General features: G+C 60.3%; 19 protein-coding genes. 11 read left to right on the forward strand and 8 right to left on the reverse strand.

The genetic code is table 11. The features are described from left to right. The first annotated feature begins 401 nt into the window (after positions 1-401). The 3 genes from hisS to hisG are packed head-to-tail and all read left to right on the forward strand — an operon-like array spanning position 402 to position 3,990. Positions 402-1,868, forward strand: coding sequence for a histidine--tRNA ligase (gene hisS, locus FMN63_RS16935; RefSeq protein ID WP_148585274.1), 1,467 nt, complete (start codon positions 402-404; stop codon positions 1,866-1,868). A gap of 2 nt (positions 1,869-1,870) precedes the next feature. Beyond that, positions 1,871-3,025 (forward strand): ATP phosphoribosyltransferase regulatory subunit, encoded by a 1,155-nt coding sequence (locus FMN63_RS16940; protein ID WP_148585275.1) that lies wholly within the window; start codon positions 1,871-1,873, stop codon positions 3,023-3,025. Further along, a complete protein-coding gene (hisG, locus tag FMN63_RS16945) occupies positions 3,022-3,990 on the forward strand; it encodes an ATP phosphoribosyltransferase (RefSeq protein ID WP_148585276.1) in 969 nt (322 codons plus the stop codon). Before FMN63_RS16940 ends, hisG begins: the two co-directional genes overlap by 4 nt. A 314-nt stretch (positions 3,991-4,304) precedes the next feature. On the opposite strand, the gene FMN63_RS16950 is transcribed toward hisG, so the two are convergent. Continuing rightward, entirely contained in the window at positions 4,305-4,985 is a 681-nt protein-coding gene (locus FMN63_RS16950) for a DNA-3-methyladenine glycosylase I (protein ID WP_148585277.1), read from the reverse strand. 143 nt (positions 4,986-5,128) lie between these two features. After that, positions 5,129-5,878: a protein phosphatase CheZ gene (locus FMN63_RS16955; RefSeq protein WP_148585278.1), complete on the reverse strand. Its 750-nt coding sequence runs from the start codon at positions 5,876-5,878 to the stop codon at positions 5,129-5,131. A 250-nt stretch (positions 5,879-6,128) separates the two neighbouring features. Between FMN63_RS16955 and FMN63_RS16960 the strand changes: the two genes are divergently transcribed. From FMN63_RS16960 to clcA, 3 genes are all read left to right on the forward strand, one after another. Next, positions 6,129-6,854: a DUF2927 domain-containing protein gene (locus FMN63_RS16960; protein WP_148585279.1), complete on the forward strand. Its 726-nt coding sequence runs from the start codon at positions 6,129-6,131 to the stop codon at positions 6,852-6,854. A 251-nt stretch (positions 6,855-7,105) separates the two neighbouring features. Continuing rightward, the gene (locus FMN63_RS16965; protein ID WP_498930155.1) at positions 7,106-7,870 is read left to right on the forward strand and encodes a L,D-transpeptidase family protein; all 765 of its coding nucleotides are present in this window, start codon (positions 7,106-7,108) and stop codon (positions 7,868-7,870) included. Positions 7,871-8,025: 155 nt separating this feature from the next. Continuing rightward, positions 8,026-9,387, forward strand: coding sequence for a H(+)/Cl(-) exchange transporter ClcA (clcA, locus tag FMN63_RS16970; protein ID WP_148585280.1), 1,362 nt, complete (start codon positions 8,026-8,028; stop codon positions 9,385-9,387). Between the two features lie 58 nt (positions 9,388-9,445). Here the strand turns inward: clcA and glcF are convergent, their stop codons facing one another. Next, on the reverse strand, positions 9,446-10,783 hold the full coding sequence (gene glcF, locus FMN63_RS16975; protein ID WP_148585281.1) for a glycolate oxidase subunit GlcF: 1,338 nt from the start codon (positions 10,781-10,783) through the stop codon (positions 9,446-9,448). A 270-nt stretch (positions 10,784-11,053) separates the two neighbouring features. Between glcF and FMN63_RS16980 the strand changes: the two genes are divergently transcribed. Further along, on the forward strand, positions 11,054-11,683 hold the full coding sequence (locus tag FMN63_RS16980; RefSeq protein ID WP_148585282.1) for a hypothetical protein: 630 nt from the start codon (positions 11,054-11,056) through the stop codon (positions 11,681-11,683). 73 nt (positions 11,684-11,756) lie between these two features. Here FMN63_RS16980 and FMN63_RS16985 read toward each other — a convergent pair whose 3' ends face one another. From FMN63_RS16985 to FMN63_RS16995, 3 genes are read right to left on the reverse strand one after another with little or no spacing between them, the layout of a single operon-like run. Next, the gene (locus FMN63_RS16985) at positions 11,757-12,116 is read right to left on the reverse strand and encodes a DUF4870 family protein (RefSeq protein WP_148585283.1); all 360 of its coding nucleotides are present in this window, start codon (positions 12,114-12,116) and stop codon (positions 11,757-11,759) included. A 43-nt stretch (positions 12,117-12,159) separates the two neighbouring features. Further along, entirely contained in the window at positions 12,160-13,350 is a 1,191-nt protein-coding gene (glcE, locus tag FMN63_RS16990) for a glycolate oxidase subunit GlcE (protein WP_148585284.1), read from the reverse strand. A gap of 9 nt (positions 13,351-13,359) precedes the next feature. After that, a complete protein-coding gene (locus FMN63_RS16995) occupies positions 13,360-14,841 on the reverse strand; it encodes an FAD-linked oxidase C-terminal domain-containing protein (RefSeq protein ID WP_205514126.1) in 1,482 nt (493 codons plus the stop codon). A 169-nt stretch (positions 14,842-15,010) separates the two neighbouring features. Between FMN63_RS16995 and FMN63_RS17000 the strand changes: the two genes are divergently transcribed. Then, positions 15,011-15,955 carry a LysR family transcriptional regulator gene (locus tag FMN63_RS17000; RefSeq protein ID WP_148585286.1) on the forward strand — a complete coding sequence of 315 codons (945 nt, stop codon included), beginning with the start codon at positions 15,011-15,013 and terminating at the stop codon, positions 15,953-15,955. Between the two features lie 143 nt (positions 15,956-16,098). Next, positions 16,099-16,494, forward strand: a complete 396-nt coding sequence (locus tag FMN63_RS17005) for a c-type cytochrome (RefSeq protein ID WP_148585287.1) — start codon at positions 16,099-16,101, stop codon at positions 16,492-16,494. A gap of 144 nt (positions 16,495-16,638) precedes the next feature. Here FMN63_RS17005 and FMN63_RS17010 read toward each other — a convergent pair whose 3' ends face one another. Continuing rightward, positions 16,639-17,937, reverse strand: coding sequence for a DUF3422 family protein (locus FMN63_RS17010; RefSeq protein ID WP_148585288.1), 1,299 nt, complete (start codon positions 17,935-17,937; stop codon positions 16,639-16,641). Between the two features lie 195 nt (positions 17,938-18,132). Here FMN63_RS17010 and FMN63_RS17015 point away from each other — a divergent pair, with 195 nt between their 5' ends. Together FMN63_RS17015 and FMN63_RS17020 are read left to right on the forward strand one after the other, a co-directional pair. Beyond that, the gene (locus FMN63_RS17015; protein WP_148585289.1) at positions 18,133-18,900 is read left to right on the forward strand and encodes a FadR/GntR family transcriptional regulator; all 768 of its coding nucleotides are present in this window, start codon (positions 18,133-18,135) and stop codon (positions 18,898-18,900) included. Positions 18,901-18,917: 17 nt separating this feature from the next. After that, positions 18,918-20,054, forward strand: coding sequence for an alpha-hydroxy acid oxidase (locus tag FMN63_RS17020; protein ID WP_148585290.1), 1,137 nt, complete (start codon positions 18,918-18,920; stop codon positions 20,052-20,054). 4 nt (positions 20,055-20,058) lie between these two features. On the opposite strand, the gene FMN63_RS17025 is transcribed toward FMN63_RS17020, so the two are convergent. Beyond that, a complete protein-coding gene (locus FMN63_RS17025; RefSeq protein ID WP_162530058.1) occupies positions 20,059-20,808 on the reverse strand; it encodes a helix-turn-helix transcriptional regulator in 750 nt (249 codons plus the stop codon). Positions 20,809-20,891 lie beyond the last annotated feature (83 nt).

Genomic DNA, 20,891 nt, shown 5'->3' on the forward strand with positions numbered 1-20,891 from the left:
TTCACCCGATCCGCGCGGACCATAGCCCGGCGAAAATTAAATACAAGAAAAGACAATGAAACGACTGCACCTTCCGGCCGGTTTGCCGGAGCACTGTGCTTTACCGGCCATTCGCAACCGCACTTTCACTGTTCCTGAGGCGCCCTTTTACCGCGAACTGTGATGCAAACAAGGCACGGACTTAAGAATTGACAAAGTGTCCCTGCGGTCCGCGAGGCGTTGACCTGCCGATGTTCGGCATCGACCACCTGCGTCCCGTCTATCGAACGAACCGGCAGAATGTTGCACCGCCTTGCCCTTGCGCCGTGTTTCGTCTACGACAGCCGCAACATCAGACAGCCGGATGCAAGGGGTTTCCTTGGGCGCGTCCGGCCGGGAACTCGCCAGGATTCAAGACCCTTATGGCCAAAAAACCGAACAAGTTGAAAGCCCGCCTGCCGCGTGGCTTCGTTGACCGCTCTGCCGAGGACATCCGTGCCACGGACGAGATGCTGGCGAAGATCCGCGCCGTTTATGAGCGTTACGGGTTCGATCCCATTGAAACCCCGGCCTTCGAATTCACCGACTGCCTCGGCAAGTTCCTGCCCGATACCGACCGGCCCAATGCCGGCGTCTTTTCCGTGCAGGACGAAGACGAGCAGTGGATGAGCCTGCGCTACGACCTGACCGCACCGCTGGCCCGCCACGTGTCGGAAAACATCAACGAGATCCAGCTGCCCTACCGCACCTACCGGGCCGGCTGGGTGTTCCGCAACGAAAAGCCAGGGCCGGGCCGTTTCCGCCAGTTCATGCAGTTCGACGCCGATACGGTCGGCGCACCGGGCGTCCAGGCGGATGCCGAAATGTGCATGATGATGTCCGACACGATGGAAGCCCTCGGCATCCCGCGCGGTCAATATGTCATCCGCGTCAACAACCGCAAGGTTCTGGACGGCGTGCTGGAAAGCATCGGCCTTGGCGGTGAAGAGCACGAAGGGCGCCGGCTGACGGTTCTCAGAGCCATCGACAAGCTCGACAAGTTCGGAACGGAAGGTGTTCGGCTGCTGCTGGGCGAAGGCCGCAAGGACGAGAGCGGCGACTTCACCAAGGGAGCGGAGCTTACCCCGGACGGCATCGACAGCATCATTGCCTTTGTCTCGGGAACCGGCACCCTGGACAATGAAGGCATTACAGAGCTCAACACCATGGCGGAGATCTTCTCGGCCTGTGGCTATGGCGAGGACCGTATCAAGATCGATCCGTCCGTCGTGCGCGGCCTGGAATATTACACCGGGACAGTGTTCGAAGCTGAGCTTCTCTTCGACGTGACCAACGAGAAGGGCGACGTCGTCCAGTTCGGTTCCGTCGGCGGTGGCGGTCGCTATGACGGGCTGGTCAAGCGCTTCACCGGTCGCGATGTGCCCGCAACGGGCTTTTCCATCGGCGTTTCGCGCTTGATGACGGCGCTTAAGAACCTTGGCAAGCTCGGCACGTCCGACGTGGTCGCGCCGGTGCTGGTCACCGTGATGGACGGCGATGTGGCGGCGCTCGGGCGTTATCAGAAGATGGTGCAGGACTTGCGCGAGGCCGGTATCCGCGCCGAAATGTACCAGGGCAACTGGAAGAAGTTCGGCAACCAGCTGAAATACGCCGACCGGCGCAACTGCCCGATCGCCATCATCCAGGGCTCGGACGAGCGCGAGGCGGGCGAAATCCAGGTCAAGGATCTGATCGAGGGCAAGCGCCTTTCCGAAGAGATCAGCGACAACATTACCTGGCGCGAAAGCCGCCCGGCACAGGTGACCGTCAAGGAAACGGCCCTCATCGAGACCGTGCGCAGTATCCTGGACGGACAGGCGGACGACCGCCGCCGTCAGAACGAGGGTTGAACATGAGCGGGGCGGCACAGGTGACCGGACTGGACCCGGAAAAGATCGAGACGGTACTCGGCCTGTTCAAGGCTGCGGGCCATGACGAAGTCAGCCCGCCGATCCTCCAGCCGGCGGACGTCTTTCTGGACCTGACCGGCGAGGACATCCGTCGCCGGCTCTATCTGACCAGCGGTACCAACGGGCTCGACCTGTGCCTGCGCCCCGACTTCACCATTCCGGTTTGCCGTCACCATCTGGCGCAGGACACCGTCAAGCTTCCGACCGCCTATTGTTACAACGGCCCGGTGTTCCGCCAGCGCCCGGACGGCCTGGGGGAAATCCCGCAGCTCGGCGCGGAAAGCCTCGGCCGCACGGACACAGCAGAAGCGGATGCAGACCTTCTTGCTCTCTCCGTCAAGGCTCTGGAAGAATTTGGCCTGTCGGACATCGTGATCCGCATTGGTGATGAAACCCTGTTTGCCGCCGTGCTGGAAGGTCTTGACCTGCCGACCGTCTGGCGCCGCCGCCTGCGCGATCTCTTCGGGGAGACAGACCGGCTGACCGCAGCCATCTCCCGGATGGCCGGAGGGTCTGCCTCCGACGACGACAGCCGCGATGTCCGTCTCGGCTTCCTGTCAGCGCTGGAAGGGGCTGACCCTGAAGCGGCCCATGCGGTGGTTGAGGATCTTCTGTCGATTGCCGGAATTTCAGCTGTCGGCGGACGTACCCCCAGCGAAATCGCCGACCGTTTTCTGGAACAGGCGGCCCTTGCGAGCGGTGCACGCGGCCACGACAAGGCGGCGGAAATACTGTCGGCCTATCTGGCCCTGAAGGCGGATGGCGCCAGCGCCGCCGACGTGCTGCGCGGTTTTTCCAGCGACTTCGGCCTTGGCCTGGACACACCGATTGCCGCCTTCGAACAACGCCTTTCGGCGCTTGATGCCAAGGGCATCGATCCTGCGCGGCTCACTTTCGCGGCCGAGTTCGGCCGTCGCCTCGATTATTATTCCGGCTTTGTCTTCGAAATTCACGCGGTCAATCCGCCGGTGAAAGGTCCGCTGGTTGGCGGCGGGCGCTATGACAAGCTGGTAACGCTTCTGGGGGCTGAAGACGACGTACCGGCCATCGGCTTTTCCATGTGGCTGGACCGGATTGCAGCGAGTGTTAAGTCATGAGCAAACTGATTATCGCCATCCCCTCCAAGGGCCGTCTGCAGGAAAACACGCACGAGTTCTTTGGCCGCGCGGGCCTGAAGGTGGTGCAGCCCGGCGGCGCGCGGAACTATCGCGGCGCCATCAAGGGTCTGCCGAATGTGGAAATCGCGTTCCTGTCGGCTTCCGAAATCGCTCGCGAACTATCCGACGGCACGGTTCATTTCGGCATCACTGGCCTGGACCTGGTGCATGAGAACATTGCCAATCCGGACAGCACGGTTCACATCGTCACCCCGCTCGGCTTCGGCCCGGCGGATGTGGTGGTTGCCGTCCCGAAGGCGTGGATCGACGTTGAGACGATGGCGGATCTTTCCGATGTCGCTTCGGATTTCCGCAACCGCCATGGCCGCCGCCTGCGTGTCGCGACCAAATACGTCAATCTCACCCGCTCGTTCTTCGCCGGTCACGGCATTGCCGATTACCGCATTGTGGAAAGCGCGGGCGCGACCGAAGGCGCACCGGCGACGGGGTCCGCTGAACTGATTGTCGACATCACCACCACTGGCTCGACACTGCAGGCCAACAACCTGAAGATCCTGACCGATGGGGTGATGCTGAAAAGCCAGGCCAATCTCGTGGCCTCGCTCAACGCGGACTGGTCCACTGAGGCTCTTGGCGCTGCGCGGGCAATCCTCGACCGGGTGGCTGCGGAAGATGCTGCGCGCAACGTCAAGCTGGTGAAAGCCGTCGTCGCCGACCGCACACAGGCCCTTCGGAGTGTCAGCAATGTGGGAGCTCAGCAGCGCTTTTCCGAGGTCGACGACCTGCATCATGTCAGCGTTCTGTGCCCCAAGGATGCCGTTGCCGATTGTGCCCAGCTGTTGATCGAGGAAGGCGCGGAGACGGTTACCGTCGAAACGCTCGACTACATCTTTTCCAAGGAGAACCGGCTATTTTCTCCGTTGAAGGCAAAGGTGGGCGCATAAGCACGCCGCAGCGTTTCCGGAACCCGAGATATGATTGCAGGGTTTGCTTGAGTCTGGAGTTTTTTCGGCTTCGCCGAATACCCCCTTCCCTAACCCTTCCCCACAGGGGGAAGGGAACCCTGCCGAGCCAGTTCACAGCCCTGCGTCTCCTGCCGAGGGTCGCGAGTGTGTGGCCTCGTAAATGAAGACGAAATGGCAAGAATCACAGTCGGCTGAACCGCCTGAGCCCCTGCTTCTTACTGGAGAACGAACTGAAGCGTCCGTGGATAGGGATTAGAAATTAGGTCTTGCAACTTTTCAAGACCTGAGGGCCTTCAGCGCGGTACCGGACGCTTGAACGCTGCGCGTGCCGCTTCGACGCTTTCCCGGCAGCAGCAGCCTTCCAGGTGGTCGTTGACCATGCCCATGGATTGCATGAAGGCATAAACAGTTGTCGGACCGACAAAACTCCAGCCACGTTTTTTCAGGTCCTTGGAAAGCGCCGTGCTTTCGGCTGTCTTGCCGAGGGTTTTGGCGGTGGCGAAATCCAGTTTCTGCGGACGATCCGCCGGTTTTGGTTCGAACGACCAGAAATAGGCTGCAAGAGACCCGAATTCCTGGCGCAGTTCCAGGGCCCGCCGCGCGTTGTTGATGGTGGATTCGATCTTGCGGCGATGGCGGACGATACCGCTATCCTGCAGACAGCGTTCAACGTCGGCTTCCGTAAACTCTGCCACCCGTTCAAACTCGAAATTGGCGAAAGCTGCCCGGAAGGCGTCGCGCTTGCGCAGGATGGTCAGCCAGGACAGGCCCGACTGGAACCCTTCCAGGCAGATCTTTTCAAAAAGACGCCTGTCCTCGTCAACCGGCCAGCCCCATTCCGTATCGTGATACTGCTGGTAGTCCGCCAGCCCGCCGTGCCACCAGCAACGGTTCCTGCCGTCCTCGCCCAACAGCAGGCCTGTGACCGGGTCGCGTTCCGGTTTGGTCGTTTCTGCTGGTTTCCGATCTGCCATGCGCCACCTTGATATTCACCATTTGTTCCCATCTTGGTATCCTCCCCATTACCTTGAGGCAACCCGAAATGTGAGCTGTCCCTTGAAAAACAAAAACCCGGCCAGACAGGCCGGGTTTCGTAACTGGAGGCAGGAAAATTGGGTCAGGCGAACAGGGCGTCGATATCGTCCTGCGTCGCCACATCGACATCGCTTTCGAGCGCCGGACCGTTGAGCAATGCAGCATCGCCCTCTTTCCGTTCCCGCTCTTCAACTTCAATATCCTTGAAGGTTTCGATGCCGCCCCAGATATCCATCATCTGCGTGATACGGTCTTCGACGAACCGCAGCGTCGAGACCACTTTGGTGATCCGCTGACCGGTCAGATCCTGGAAGTTACAGGCTTCGAAGATATGGATCACTTTGTCCCGGATATCGTTGGCAAGTTCGGAATCTTCCTTGCCGAGACGCGCGGACAGCGTATTGGCCGTTTCATCGATGAATTCGGCAGACGAGAGAATTGTTTCGGTCGCCCCTTCCGTTCCGAGCACAACGGCATCAAGCTCGTTGGTGACCCGGGTCATCTCTTCACCTTTGGCACCGGTGGTTTGATGCAGGGTGGCAATCTCACGCTTCGTCTGCGCGATTGCCTCATAGATGGCGTCCAGCTCGACCTTCAGCTTGGCGGCCTCTGACAGCTCCTTGCGGAACTCGGCCATGAACTTCGCACTCATCTCTTCCGGATCAAGCTGCGCCGACGTGTCCGGGCCATTCCTCATCATGGATTTGAGGCTGGCTATTTCCGCGAGAACTTCCTGGTGACGACGTTCTTCTGCATAGGCGGGGTTTTCATTCGCCCCGGAATTCATGCGTATCAAGCTTTCCGCTCGAAAGGATCTTTTCACCGCGGCCATGCCTACTCCCGTTTCCCGCCCCTGCAGGCTTTCGTAAATCGCAATATCGTCCTTATAGCGCGGGAAGTTTAAAGAATTGTTTTTCCAAAGCTTGGCAGCCTTAATGACATCATTTGGTGTTTGGTAACGGTTTCTTGGCTTTCCTCACGGAGACGCTTTGGGTATCCTGCCCTCGTTAACAACGAACTGAGCGCGCATGAACAGGCATGACCCTCAGGCCAGTGTGGCTGCCAACGGTGCTTTGACCTAGATGAATTTCGTGCGCTTCCTCGTCATCTGTCTGCTGCTTCTTACAGGTCCCGTCACTTTCAGTTCCGCTTCGTCTGCGAACGATTCCTTTTCTACGGAAGAGCTTCTCGCGGGTTTTGAAAAGACGGTGTTCGGGCTTGAGTACCGTAGCTGGAGCTGGCGTCCCTATCTGGTCAAGAAATTCACCAAACCGGTCCTGTTCTATGTCCATAACCTGTCCGCCCGCGACAGGACGCAGACCGTTCACAGGTTCATCCGGGAAATCGGCAAGCGCGTCGGTGGAATCACGACAAAGGTCACCAACGATCCCGCGGCCGCGAATTTCGAGGTCTATGTGGTCGACCGGGCCCAGTATGAGCCTGTGGTGAAAAAGGACATATACAAGAACGATCGTGCCCGGGTTCCGGGCCGTTGCCTTGTGCGTGTCGTTTCCGGCCGCAACGGCATCAAGCGCTCGGCGGCCGTCATCGTTTCCGACGAAGGCGAGTTCCTGTTCAAACGCTGTCTTGTCGAGGAACTTCTGCAGGGGCTGGGCCCGATGAACGACGACGAGCAGCTCACCCATTCGGTTTTTAACGATTCGTCGCGCCACAGCCGTTTTACCGTCTTCGACCAGATCATTTTGAACATGCTTTACGATCCGCGCATCAAGCCAGGCATGTCCATGCAGCAGACCCGGCCCATCCTGCCGCTGGTGGCACGCGATGCCCGGCGGCGCGTGCGTTAACCAAGGAATCGTGGAAAGCACTGTCTTTTCAAACGGCGTGCAAAGGCTGTTCCAGCGACGGCTGGCGCGGTTGTGTTTTCATTAAGCCTGTTCCTCAACCAACGACTAACCATAAGAAAAGATTACCTGATTTCCGTGCATCGGATTCATCTTTGCAATAGCCTGAGCTGCTTATCATCGTTGCCAATCCGTTAACCGGCGGCTGTAAAAGGCCGCTGAACGTGGTCGATAACAAGTTGATGAGTGCTGCCATGTTCCGCTTGCGCAATATGCTTCCCAAGGCTCTCGGTTTTGCCGGTGTCCTTGTTCTTTCAACCGGTCTTGCCGGTTTTTCCGGCTCTCCGGCAACCGCGGGTCAGGTCTCGCCGCCCCCGCTCGTGCTCAGCCCAAACCTGACCGAACCCTGGATGCTGCAGCTCCAGCCAAAGGTGCAGCGGCGCGCGACGACGCAGCGTTACCAGCAACGCGTTCAACAGCCTCGGGTGCGCCGTGCCAACTGGTGGTCTCCCCGTCAGCAACCGGTGCGCCAGCAGCAGCAACGCCAGGCGAAAGCACCGCAGTCCCGCCAGATCGCGCCGCAGTTCCTGCCGACCATCGTTGACTACGACGGCCCGTACAAGGCTGGCACGATCGTGATCGACACCAATGCGAAGTACCTCTATCTGGTGCAGCGCGATGGCACCGCGCGGCGCTATGGCGTCGGCGTCGGCAAGCCCGGCTTCGAATGGGCGGGCACCCACAAGGTTTCGCGCAAGGCGGAATGGCCGGACTGGCGCCCGCCTGCGGAAATGCGCAAGCGCCGTCCCGACCTGCCCACATTCATGGCCGGCGGACCGCAAAACCCGCTTGGCGCCCGCGCCATGTATCTGGGATCCACCCTCTACCGTATCCACGGCTCCAACCAGCCCTGGACCATTGGCCACGCGGTCTCCTCCGGGTGCATCCGCATGCGCAACGAGGATGTCATGGATCTTTACGAACGGGTGAAGGTCGGCACAACGGTGCATGTCATCTGACGGCCTTGATCGCCCTCCGGTGAACGAAACACTGACGCGCGGCTTGCCGCGCGTTTTTGTTGCGAGTCGCGGCTTTTCTTTGCAGTGTGACGGCACGAAGGGTCGAATCGCCGGCCTGCCCCACGTTTCTTCGAATTCTCCTTCAGGACCGCGGCATGAAAGACCCATTCTCCTCCTTTTCGGTTCGTTCGGATGCCGCCTATTTTGTGAAGGCCACCCTTGTCGGAATTCTGGTCGGCAGCCTGGCGACCGGATTTCATACCGGGCTAGACTTCCTTTTTGCCCACTATACGGCGCTTCGGAAGGCTCTTGGTCCGGGGTACCTGCCGTATGTCGTGTCCATGGCCATCTCGGCCGCCTGTGTCACGGGGGCCTATGTGCTGGTCAAGCGCATCGCCCCGGAAGCTGCCGGCAGCGGCATCCAGGAAATTGAAGGCGCAATGGAAGACAAGCGGCCGCTTCACTGGCCGCGCGTTCTCATTGCCAAGTTCTTTGGTGGCCTGCTGGCGCTCGGAGCCGGGCTTGTGCTCGGGCGGGAGGGTCCGACCATCCACATGGGGGCGATGACCGCCGAGGCCCTGTCGCGCTCGCAGGACCTGTCGGGAGATGACCACAAGGGGCTGCTGGCCGCCGGCGCGGCAGCCGGACTTGCAGCCGCGTTCAACGCCCCGCTTGCCGCAATCCTGTTTATCGTCGAGGAAACCCGCCGCCAGTTTCCGTTCGGCTATCGCACGTATATGGCCGTGATCATCGCATCGATCCTGAGTGCGGCCATCACCGAACAACTGACCGGTATCGGTCCGACGCTGCAGGTGGATGTCGGTTTCGTGCCTGTCTGGAGCTTTGCGCTGCTGGCGGTTCTCGGCCTTCTCCTCGGGGCTCTCGGCGTGTTCTTCAACCGTGCGCTGATCACGGTCATGGATCTCTTCCTGAAGATCCCCTCCGGTCTGCGCTGGGTGCCGGCCGTTCTCATCGGGGCGGCGACAGGCCTTCTGCTCAACGTTCTTCCGGCGGCAACAAAGGGCGGGGAGGAACTGGTTCACGACCTCATTCTGACGAATTACGGAGTGGTGACGCTGCTGTTGCTGACACTGCTGCGCTTCGGCGGAGTTCTCTTTTCCTATGCATCCGGCGTTCCCGGCGGCATCTTTGCCCCGATGCTGTCGATCGCGACCTGTGCCGGTCTTGCTTTCGGCGTCTTGTCAGTCGAACTGTTGCCGGTGGAAGATGAGTTCCGCAGCGCATGCGCCGTCGCTGCCATGGGCGGCTTTTTCGCCGCCTCGGTGCGTGCACCGATCGTCGGCGTGGTGCTGGTCATGGAGCTGACAGGCGCTTATTCGCTGATCATGCCGGTGCTGATCACCTGCACCACGGCCTCGCTTGCGGCCCACCACATGGGCGGACGTCCCATTTACGAGGAACTTCTGGAACGCACGCTCCGTCTGGCGGGTCAGCCTGTGGATGACCCGCCGGACGAAGACAAGACACCGCTTCAACTGGGTGCACGCGAGAAGTGACTGGCCACAGCTCCGCCCCGCAAGTTGCGGGTCGTCCTGCCCTGCACCCTGAACCTGGCTACTCCGCCGCCACGCGCTGCTGAAGCACCGGCGTCAGGCTCTCAGGCTGCGGGCCGCCATAAACCCAGTCAAGCAATTCGGCCGTGTGCAGGATCGGAATGTCGGTGCCAAGACCGATCTGCGTCATGCAGCCGATGTTGCCTGTTGCGATCACATCCGGCCGGGTCTTTTCGATGTTGGCGACCTTGCGGTCGCGCAAACGGCGGGCGATCTCCGGCTGGAGAATGTTGTAGGTGCCGGCCGACCCACAGCAAAGATGGCCTTCGGGAACATCCTTGACGACAAAACCGGCTGCCTTCAGGAGATCCTTCGGCTGGCGGGTGATCTTCTGGCCATGCTGCATGGAGCAGGCCGAGTGATAGGCAACCGTCAGGCCGGGCGTCATCGGCGGCTCGCCCAGGTCGACTTCTGCCAGAAACTCTGTGATGTCCTTCGCAAGAGCTGACACCCGGACCGCCTTTTCGGCATAGGCCGGGTCGTCCCTCAGCATGAAGCCGTAGTCCTTGATGGTGGTGCCGCAGCCCGAGGCGGTGATGAGAATGGCGTCCAGCCCCTCCCCATCGGCTTCCTTCATCCAGACATCGACATTCTGGCGGGCGTTCTCCAGGGAGGCCTCTTCCTTGCCCATGTGATGAACAAGCGCGCCGCAGCAGATCTCACCCTTCGGCAGCACGATCTCATACCCGGCGCGGCGCAACAGACGGATGGTCGCGTCGTTGATACCGGGATTGAGCACAGGCTGGGCGCAGCCGCTGAGGAGCGCAACGCGCCCCTTGCGCCTGGGGCTTTCAGCCGAAAACACTCCGGGCCCTTCGAGCTGACCACGCCCAGGTGCTTTGGAAGGTGCCAGTTCCAGCATCGCGCCCATCTTGGCGAGCGGGCCGCCCATCTTCTTCAGGAGACCCGCGAAAGGCCGACCGAAAAAAGCGCCCATCAGAGCCAGACGGAACCGTTTGGGGTGAGGCAGCACGAAGGCGAGCAACGACCGCATCAGGCGGTCGGCAAGCGGGCGCTTGTAGGTTTTCTCGATGTGGGTGCGCGCATGATCGACCAGATGCATGTAGTGCACGCCGGAGGGACAAGTGGTCATGCAGGCAAGGCACGACAGGCACCTGTCGATATGCTTGACGATGGTTTTGTCCGCCGGACGGTCGTTCTCCAGCATATCCTTGATCAGGTAGATCCGGCCTCTCGGGCTGTCGAGTTCGTCGCCCAGCAGTGTGAAGGTCGGGCACGTGGCCGTGCAGAAACCGCAGTGTACGCATTTGCGCAGGATTTTCTCCGACGCCGCGACGTGACTGTCTTTCAACTGTTCTGCGGTGAAATTTGTCTGCATTGCTCCCGTATCCCTCAATGGCCCGTCAAACCGGGCCTCTCCTTCCGAGCGAGGCGGATCGTACGGTCAGAAGAAGAACCGCACAAGGCACCTTTGAGGCACAACGGTTTTGCCGCTGCGGACTCTCCTTCCCACCGCTTTCGGCGCCCCAGGCACACCAGGCCCTGCAACATGAACCCAGAATAAATGGCGCGCTCAGGATCGGTTCAACCCCGGCTGCCTAAGGTGCAAGGCGTGGGCGATTGATATGCCAAACAAGGAATTGATTTGATGATTAAGACGATTTCAAAAACCGCCGTCCTGACCGCTGTTCTGGCCAGTGTTGCAACAGGTGCCATGGCTAAGGACTGGATCGAGAAAGTGGAAGTCAAGCGCGACGGCATCGACGTTATTCCCGTCGCAGTGAAGGCAAACTCCTACAATTACACCAAGATCAAGTCCGGCAATCACCGGTTCCTGCTGCGCCTTTCGGCCAAGGCCACGAGTGGCGAGCGGATTGTCGCCATGAAGGTCGGTTCTTTCAAGAACGTGCTGTATTTCGAAGGGGACGGTACCCTGTGGAGCAAGAGTTTCCAGTACCGCGATGTCGGCGCAGGCACCAAGCGCACGGTTTCCCTTTCCTACAAGCCGGTGATCCCAATGGCCAAGGTGAAGTGGCAGGGCTGGGATCCGGTTCAGGCGTGCTCGCTCAATCTGGACAAGGTGCTGAAGGGGGGCATGAAGAAGTCTGTCGCGCTCGGCAAGACCTGGACTGTGTCCGCGAAGGCCTATTTCGAGCTGGACGCCGTGGCGGCAAAGAAGAACAAGGCCAAAAAGAACAAGTGGTCCTGGAAAAACACCTCGAATCAGCGTGATGGCTACGCCTACAAGGTCACGGTGAAATGCCTGCCGGCGCAGTGATATTCGCCGCAGAGACCCTTTTCTGAAAGTTCGAGGCCCGTACCGCGCACCGCGGACGGGCCTTGTCTCATTCTCAGAACAACCAGCTTTCCGGGTTCGGCACAGGCTCGTTGCGGCCTGCAAGCTGAAGCCCCTTGATGCAGCGAACGATCATCCAGATCAGCACGGCAATCAGCATCAGGAAGCCGATCAGCACCAGGGTCAGAAGACCGCTGACGATGCCATAGAGCAATCCGATCCAGAAAGTGCGGATCTGGTAGGTGTAGTGGCTGTCGACCCAGGCAGATCCCTTGCCTCGATTGATGTAAGCGAAGATGACACCGACAATGGCGGTGAAGGGAACAATGATATTTGCCAGATAAAGAATATAGACGAGCGTGGCGTTCTTGCCGCCGGGCTCCATGTAACCTGAAACTTCGGACTGTTGATCCATGAAGGCACCCCGTTTGAAATGCGCGTGAAATTATGCCTTCACACTACACGCCACTGACCATTTTTCCAGGATTTAGGATGCCTTTCGGGTCGAATTGCTCCTTCAGGCGGCGTGACAAGGCTGCCAGCGGAGCGGGCTGCGGGTGAAACACCGAAGCATTCGAGCGCTGAGACGCATCGGCCCGCACAAGCGTTGCATGACCGCCGCCGACAGTATCGATCGCTGCTCTGATATCTGCCTCGTGCAGGCTGCCGTCCAGACAGGACAGCCAGACGAGACCACCGCTCCAGTCGTAATAGGCCTGCAGTTCGAACGTTTCCCTCAAGCTGGCAACCAGTTGCGGCCCTGCCGTCGGCGCAACGGAAATCCGCCAGACAGGCGTTTGACCGCCGGCGTAGGGTTTGACATCCCGGATCGTCTGCCAGAGCGAGCCGGTCTCCACCGCCTCCAGCCGCGACGGAGCACCATAGCTTGCAAGCAGTGCCTGCAGGGTCTTGAAGCGGTAATCCACCGAAGTCGAGAAGCCTTCCAGGCGCAGCACGGTTGAGCTGCTGCCGCCATTCACACCCGCGGGCAGATGGGCCGCGCCCGAGATTTCCGCAGACGACCCCATGGCCTGGCACAACGCGTTGATGCCGTCGTCGTCATTGAGCCCGGAAAGCATGAATGTCGCCGATGTTTCCGGCTTTGGATTGACCTTCAGCGTGACGGTCGTTGCAACCGCAAGCGTGCCGTAAGCGCCACACAGGGCCCTCGGCAGGTCGTAACCGGTGACGTTCTTCACCACCTTGCCGCCGGAATTGAACACTTCTCCGCGCCCGGACACTGCTTCCATGCCAAGCACATGATCGCGCGCGGCACCGGCCTTGATCCGGCGGGGACCGGAGAGGTTTGCCGCCAGCACACCGCCGATCGTGCCCTGCGCCGGAGCGCTGCCCAGAAGCGGCCCGAGATCCATCGGTTCGAAAGACAGTTCCTGGCCGTTGTCATCGACCAGCTTCTCGACCTCGGCAATCGGCGTGCCGGCCTTTACGGTCAGCACCAGCTCCGCCGGTTCATAACTCTCGATACCGGTCAGTCCGGAAATATCCAGAACATGAGCGGCCTGGACAGGGCGCCCGAGCGCCCGCTTCGTGCCCTGACCGATGATTTCCAGAGGCTGATCTTCGGCGGCGGCCCAGGCCACCACCTTTTCCACGTCTTCGGTGGTTTGCGGTTTCAGTGTCGCGTCCATGCTCTGTCCTCAAAACCGCGGAATGTCTGGAAAGGGCAGCTGCCCCTTGTGAACGTGCATCTTGCCCAATTCCGCACAGCGGTGCAGCACCGGAAAGACCTTGCCCGGATTAAGGAGATGCTTCTGGTCGAAGGCGCATTTGACACGCTGCTGCTGCTTCAGATCCGCTTCGGTGAACATATCCGTCATCAGATCGCGCTTTTCGATGCCGACCCCATGCTCTCCGGTCAGAACGCCGCCGACCTCGACACACAGCCGCAGGATATCCGCTCCGAATGCCTCGGCTGCATCCAGTTCACCGGGTTTGTTGGCATCGTAAAGGATCAGGGGGTGCAGGTTGCCGTCACCGGCATGAAAGACATTGGCGACGGCAAGCCCGTGTTTTACGGACAGTTCGCGCATACGGGCGAGGACCTTCGGCAGTTCGCGGCGCGGTATGGTGCCGTCCATGCAAAGATAGTCCGGCGAAATGCGGCCCACCGCCGGGAACGCGGCCTTGCGGCCGGCCCAGAAGGTCATGCGCTCTTCCTCGCTCTGGGAAATGCGCACATGGCTGGCCCGATTGGCGTTGGCGATTTCTTCCACCCGTTCGATCAGGTAGTTCACCTCGCCTTCCGGACCGTCCAGTTCGACGATCAGCAAGGCCTCGACGTCGCGCGGATAGCCCGCATTGACGAAATCTTCTGCCGCGTGAATGGCAGGCTTGTCCATCATTTCCATGCCGCCCGGGATGATGCCGGCGGCAATGATGTCGGCCACGCAGCGGCCACCATCCTCGCTGGTGGGAAAGCCGATCAGAAGCGCCCGTGCGGTCTCGGGCTTTTGCAAGATCCGGACAGTCACTTCGGTCACGACCCCGAGCAGACCTTCCGATCCTGTCATCAGGGCCAGGAGGTCATAGCCTTCGCTGTCCAGATGCTTGCCCCCAAGGCGGATGACCTCACCGGTGACAAGCACCATTTCAAGCCCAAGGACGTTGTTGGTGGTCAGGCCATATTTCAGGCAGTGCACGCCACCGGAGTTCTCCGCGATGTTGCCTCCGATGGAACAGGCGATCTGCGACGAGGGATCGGGCGCGTAGTAGAAGCCTTCGTGCTCGACCGCGCGCGTGATGCCCAGATTGGTAACGCCGGGCTGAACAACGACGGCCCGGTTCTGATAGTCGATCTCAAGCACGCGGTTGAACTTCATCATCGACAGCAGAACACCGTCTTCCAGAGGAAGCGCACCGCCGGAGAGAGATGTGCCCGCGCCGCGCGGAACAACCTTCACATCATTATCGTGGCAATATTTCAGGACCCTGGAGACCTGCTCGACCGTTTCCGGCAAAACGACGATCAGCGGCAATTGGCGGTAGGCCGTCAGCGCATCCGTCTCATAGGCGCGCATTTCGCGTTCGTCATGGATCACCCCTTCTCCGGGCACGATCGCCTGAAGCGCGCTCAGGATTTCCTGGCGGCGGGCCAAAACGGCTTGATCGGGCGCGGGCATCGCAATGGCGGTCACGAATTGAACTCCTTCTGCTTATTATACGCTGATCCAATCGATTTGGCCTTGCGTAACATGCGTTGGCAGTGAAATGCCCTTGCACAAGTCTGGCAAGGTTCGTGCCCTGGAAAAACGACCGGCAAATACTAATTGTGTTTCTGAGAGATTGAAAATGAGCAATCTGACCGACATGGAGATTTTCGCAAGGGTGGTGAGTGCCGGCAGCATGTCGGCAGCCGGCCGCGAAATGAGCCTGTCGCCCGCAGTCGTTTCCAAGCGCATCCGGCGGTTGGAGGAAAAACTCGGCACGAGGCTGCTCCAACGTACGACGCGCCAGATCGCCATGACGGAGGCCGGCCAAGGCTTTTACGAACGCGTGGTGGCCATTCTCGCCTCCGTTGAAGAAGCCGAATCATTCGTTTCACGCGGGTCGGCCAAGGCGCGTGGCAATTTGAAGGTGGCGGTGCCGACATCCTTCGGCCGCCTGCACATTGCCCCTCACCTCGGCAAATTCCTGGCGGAAAACACCGACCTTTCAGTCAATCTGGATCTATCCGACGACTTTGTCGACATCGTCGGCGACGGGTACGATCTTGCCATCCGCATTGCGGAACTCTCCGATTCCAGCCTCGTTGCCCGGCGCCTTGCACCCGTCCACCGTGTGCTGTGCGCGAGCCCGGCCTATCTGGAAAAATACGGCACGCCCAACAGCATCGAGGATCTCGTTGCCAATCATGTGACCATGGCCGCGACCAGTCAGGATCCGTGGCGGCTTGCAGGGCCGGACGGCATCGAGACGGTTCGCACACAGGCCCCGATCAAGACCAATTCCAACGAGGTCGTGCGTGAATGCCTGTTGGCGGGCGTCGGTGTTGCGCTTCGCTCCACATGGGACGTCGGCCCGGAACTGCGGGAAGGCAAACTGCAGATCCTGCTGCCCGAATACCGGGCCTCGAAGGACGTCGGGCTTTACGCTGTCTATCCCAGCCGCCAGTTCCTGCCGGCAAAGGTGCGTGTTTTCATCGATTTTCTGGCCAGTCTCTATGGCTCTTCGCCCTATTGGGACGATGGGTTGGAGGACTGGTTGCGCCTGCCGAGCAGCGCTCGCGCAAGCTGACGCCGCAATCGGGCACGAGATACCCCTTCAGATTGATTGCATGTCGCCCCGGCTGGGGATGCGACGGTCCGTCACTTGCATCAACGCGCAACATCCTGTTCTGTTGCAGTGGGTTAAGAACACCCAAACTGAGGGAGATACACATGCAGCGACTGCTGATGATCGCCGGAACTGCGCTTCTGGCCCTGACCGTTCAGGCTAGCGCCGATGGCGACCCTGCCAAGGGTGAAAAAGTTTTCAAGAAATGCGCAGCGTGCCACGCTGTTGGTCCTGACGCCAAAAACAAGGTGGGTCCGGAACTGAACGGCATTGTTGGCCGGAAGTGGGGCGTGGTGGATGGCTACAAATATTCCGCCAACCTGCTTGAACTGGCCGATGGCAAGGTGTGGGACGTCGAAACGCTCGATGCGTACCTGACCAAGCCGAAGGCCATGATTCCAAAGGGCAAGATGGCGTTTGCCGGTCTGAAAAAGGAAAAAGACCGTGAAAACGTCATCGCTTACCTGAACCAGTACAACGAAGACGGTTCCACCAAGTAAGCATTTTCTGCTGAACGACAACGAGGCCGGGGCGACCCGGCCTTTTTGCTGTCTGGCACTTTGATGATCAAGAATATCTCTACCCGTCGCAGCGGACACAGCCGGACCATGAGAGACTGACATGAGCGCAGTCTCGTTTAAGTGTCAGTGCTCGCCGTGTTGCTGGCGGATACGTTTGACCGTCCACCAGATCACCAGCACGACCAGCGGCACGGATATGCCGGTCATCACGTTTGGATCCGGCAGCGGCAGGCCGGTTTTCTTGGCGGCTTTCGCGAGATAGGAAATCAGACCGACCACATAGTAGCTCACCGCCGCGACGGACAGGCCCTCCACAGTCTGCTGCAGGCGTAGCTGAAGGTCTGCACGCCGGTCCATCGATTCCAGCAGCGAGCGGTTCTGTTCTTCCAGTTCGACATCCACCCGGGTGCGCAGAAGGGTGGTGGCTCGTGCCAGCTTGCGCGAAAGCATCGCCTGACGGTCTTCGATCGCCTGGCAGGTGCGCATGGCCGGCGCAAGACGGCGAACAAGGAAGGACGCCATGGACAGTTCACCCGGCGCCGCTTCTTCATGCAGGGTTTCCAGCCGTGCCCGCACGATCTGGTCATAAGCACGACTCGCCCCGAACCGGAACGTGCTGGCAGTCGCGCCAGCCTCCAGCGCCGCGGCAAGACCAGACAGTTTGTCCAGGAGTTCCTGGTTGGCGCCCAGTGCGGAAGTCTCCTGCATCTGTCCGGTCAGTTCCGCGAGTTCGATCTCGAAACGCCGGATGTCCGGTTGCAGTTTCGTTGCCTCGAATAGGCCCAGCATCGCCAGTGTGCGGTAGGTCTCCACCTCCAGAAGCCGCTGGACAACCGCGCCGGACTGGACGTCGCTCAAGGTGCGGTTACAGACCAGAAGCCGTGTCAGGCCATCGCCATCCTGCCGGAAGTCGGTCGCCACCATGGCGGCGCCGTCTTCCAGATTGGAGACCGTCAGGCTGCCTTCATCGAACTGGGTTCGCCATTCCTTGCCCTCGTCGCCGCCACGCAGTTCCAGCCTGACGGCGACCAACAGATCGCCAGGAGCGTGGAACGCGGCGCCAAAGGGGTGGTTGATCGGCACCTGCCCAAAAATCGTTTCTTCGTGGGCGGTGCCGTCCCAGGTGTAGGTGGTGAATTCCGCGTGCTGTTCCCAGCTCAAGGTGCCACCGCCGAAATTGACCGTATGATGCCGGGCACCAGGCGCAGGCCCATGACCGCCACGGGAAATGCAGAACTCGGACAGCCAGGCATGATCGCGGGCAGCTTCTTCGACATCGGTCAGGAATGCGTAGTGAAGCACCGTTCGAGGACAGGGCAGCGCGCGAAACGGCCGCGCATGGACCTCTCCCAGCACCTTTTCCCTGAGTTGAGACGTGCGAAAGGATGGAAAGGCAGACCCGTTTTCTGATCCCTGATCCAAGGAGCAACCCCAACTTTGGCAGTGTTCTGTCTGTCTAACTTTCCGCTAAGGGAGGGCGAAAACCAACCGGCATTTTTGACGCAGCCACCAAACGCGGAACTGGAGCGACATTTCGGCAACAAATAATTGGACAAAAAAATTGACCAATTCTGCAAGCGGCGCTAATTTTCGCCCCAGCAAAGGAGTGGCAGCGGCATGTTTCAGCCGGTCGATCATCAGAAAACAGCGAATGCCGTCGTGGAGCAGATCGAGGATCTGATCCTGAAGGGCGTTCTGCAATCCGGTGACAGACTGCCTGCCGAGCGTGACCTTGCCGACCAGATGGACGTGTCCCGGCCTGTGCTGCGCGATGCGTTGAAAACGCTTGAAGACCGGGAGCTGATCTCCTCACGCCGGGGCGGCGGCACTTATGTTGCCGACCTCATCGGCCCAATCTTTTCCGAAGCGGTGATCCAGCTGATTGCCCGGCATCCGGACGCGGTGAACGATTATTTCGAGTTCCGGCGTGGTATCGAAAGCCAGGCGGCGGCCCTTGCGGCTGATCGGGCTGCCCCTTCCGACCTTGCAAGGCTTCAGGACATTGTCCGCCAGATGCAGGAAGCGCACGACAGTGAGGACCTGCCTGCGGAGAGCCGGCTGGACGTTGCCTTCCATCACGCGGTTGGCGAAGCGGCCCACAATGTGGTGATGCTGCACACCCTCCGCTCTTGCTACCGGCTTCTGGAAAACGGCGTGTTCTACAACCGCGGCCGGCTTTATCACCACCCTACGGCGCGCATTGAGCTGCTGCTGCAGCACAAGGCCATTGCCGGCGCCATTCAGACCGGGGATGCCGACCGCGCGCGGCAAGCCTCGGAGGACCATATCGACTATGTGCGCGGCACCCTTGCCGAAACGAAGGATCTGGACCGGCGCGAACAGCTTGCCGGCCTGAGACGGACCAGAAAACCGGCTCGCTCGTGAGCCTCAGGAGGAAATCGATGACTGTTGTGACCGATGTTGCCGATATGCAGGCCCTGGCCCGTCGCCGGGTGCCGAAGATGTTTTACGACTATGCGGATACGGGCTCCTGGACGCAAAGCACCTACCGGGAAAACGAAGCAGCGCTTCAACGTCAGAAGCTGCGGCAGCGCGTGGCTTGCAACATCGACAACCGCTCGCTCAAGACCACGATGGCCGGCCAGGATGTTACCATGCCGGTTGCCCTTGCGCCTGTGGGTCTGACCGGGATGCAGCACGCCGACGGTGAAATTCTCGCCGCGCAGGCCGCCGAGGAGTTTGGCGTGCCCTTCACGCTCTCCACCATGAGCGTCTGCTCCATCGAGGATGTTGCAGAGAACACCAAGAACCCGTTCTGGTTCCAGCTTTACGTGATGCGCGACCGGGGCTTTTCGGAAAACCTGATGCATCGTGCAACGGATGCCGGCTGTTCCGCACTCGTGCTCACGCTCGACCTTCAGGTGCTGGGCCAGCGGCACAAGGACCTGAAGAACGGCCTGTCCACGCCGCCCAAGCCCAAGCCGCACGTGCTTATGGACCTTGCCTTCAAACCACGCTGGTGCTGGAACATGATGCAGACCAAGCGCCGTCAGTTCGGCAACATCCATGGCCATGTGTCCGGCGTCGGCGACATGACCTCGCTTGCGGAATGGACCAACAGCCAGTTCGATCCGACCCTCGACTGGTCTTCAGTGGAATGGGTGAAGTCCCACTGGAAGCGCAAACTGATCCTCAAGGGCATCAACGATGTGGAGGATGCGAAGATCGCGGCCGACGTCGGCGCCGATGCAATCGTCGTCTCCAACCATGGCGGCCGTCAGCTCGACGGGGCTCTTGCATCCTATGAAGTGCTTCAGGACATCGTTGACGCGGTCGGTGACAAGATCGAAGTGCATTTCGACAGCGGCATCCGGTCTGGTCAGGACATCTTCAAGGCCATCGCGATGGGCGCGAAAAGCACCTACATCGGTCGTGCCTTCATCTATGGCCTCGGTGCCATGGGCAAGGAAGGCGTCACCAAGGTGCTGCAGATGATGCACAAGGAACTGGACGTCACCATGGGACTGTGCGGCGAAACCGACATCAAAAAGGTTGGCCGCCACAACCTGGTGCTCTGAGCGATTACCTGTTGCCCGGGCGCGCGATCTTCGAAGGGCTGATCCCCAGGCGCGTCCGGAAACTTTCCGTCATGTGGCTTTGCGACGAGAAGCCAGAGCTGAGGGCGATTTCCGAAAGCGACATGCCGGCGGAAGCGATGAGCGCCCGGGCGCGCTGCAGCCGCCGGCTGACGATATAATCATAGGGCGACTGCCCGCAGTAAGCCGAGAAGGCCCGGCTCAGGAAACTGGCAGAAACGCCGATTTCCGCGGCCAGACCGGCAACGGTCAGGTTGGACCCGAGATCGGCCTCGATCTTCTCCGTCACCGTTCGAAAGCGATGGCTGGTCATCCATCTGGCCGCCTTGTTCGGGTGTTGCGGCCTTTGCACCGCCTCGGCCAGGCAGACGATACATGTCTCGGTTTCGAGTTGGCCGGGTGTTGCATCCGACAACAGCCACATGCGCAATCTGCTCGCGGCCCTGAAGGCGGACTTCGACTGAATGTTGGTCCGATAGCAATCCCCCGCCAGACCGAGACGGCCACCGCTGAGCAAGAGATATTCACCGCCACCGTCTGACCGGGAACGGATATCACAGCCTGCGGGCGTGACAGCCAGAGTATTGGGCAAGCGCACGAAATCTTCCAGGCGGTCCGAACCGACGGCGTGGCTGCCCCTTTGCACATCGAATGCGAAACCGATGGTCTCCGCGTCGGCCACAAAGCCGACATCGTAGGCAGCAGCCGGCAGCAGGCCAAGCCTGTATCCGGCCATCTCACGGCCTTGGGACGCCGGCCCCTGAGAAGTATGAACGGTGTGCGGTTGCATGGTGGGCAAACCTGACCCAGGAACGCATG

Origin of the sequence: Stappia sp. BW2, assembly GCF_008107695.1 — a bacterium.
GTDB lineage: Bacteria > Pseudomonadota > Alphaproteobacteria > Rhizobiales > Stappiaceae > Roseibium.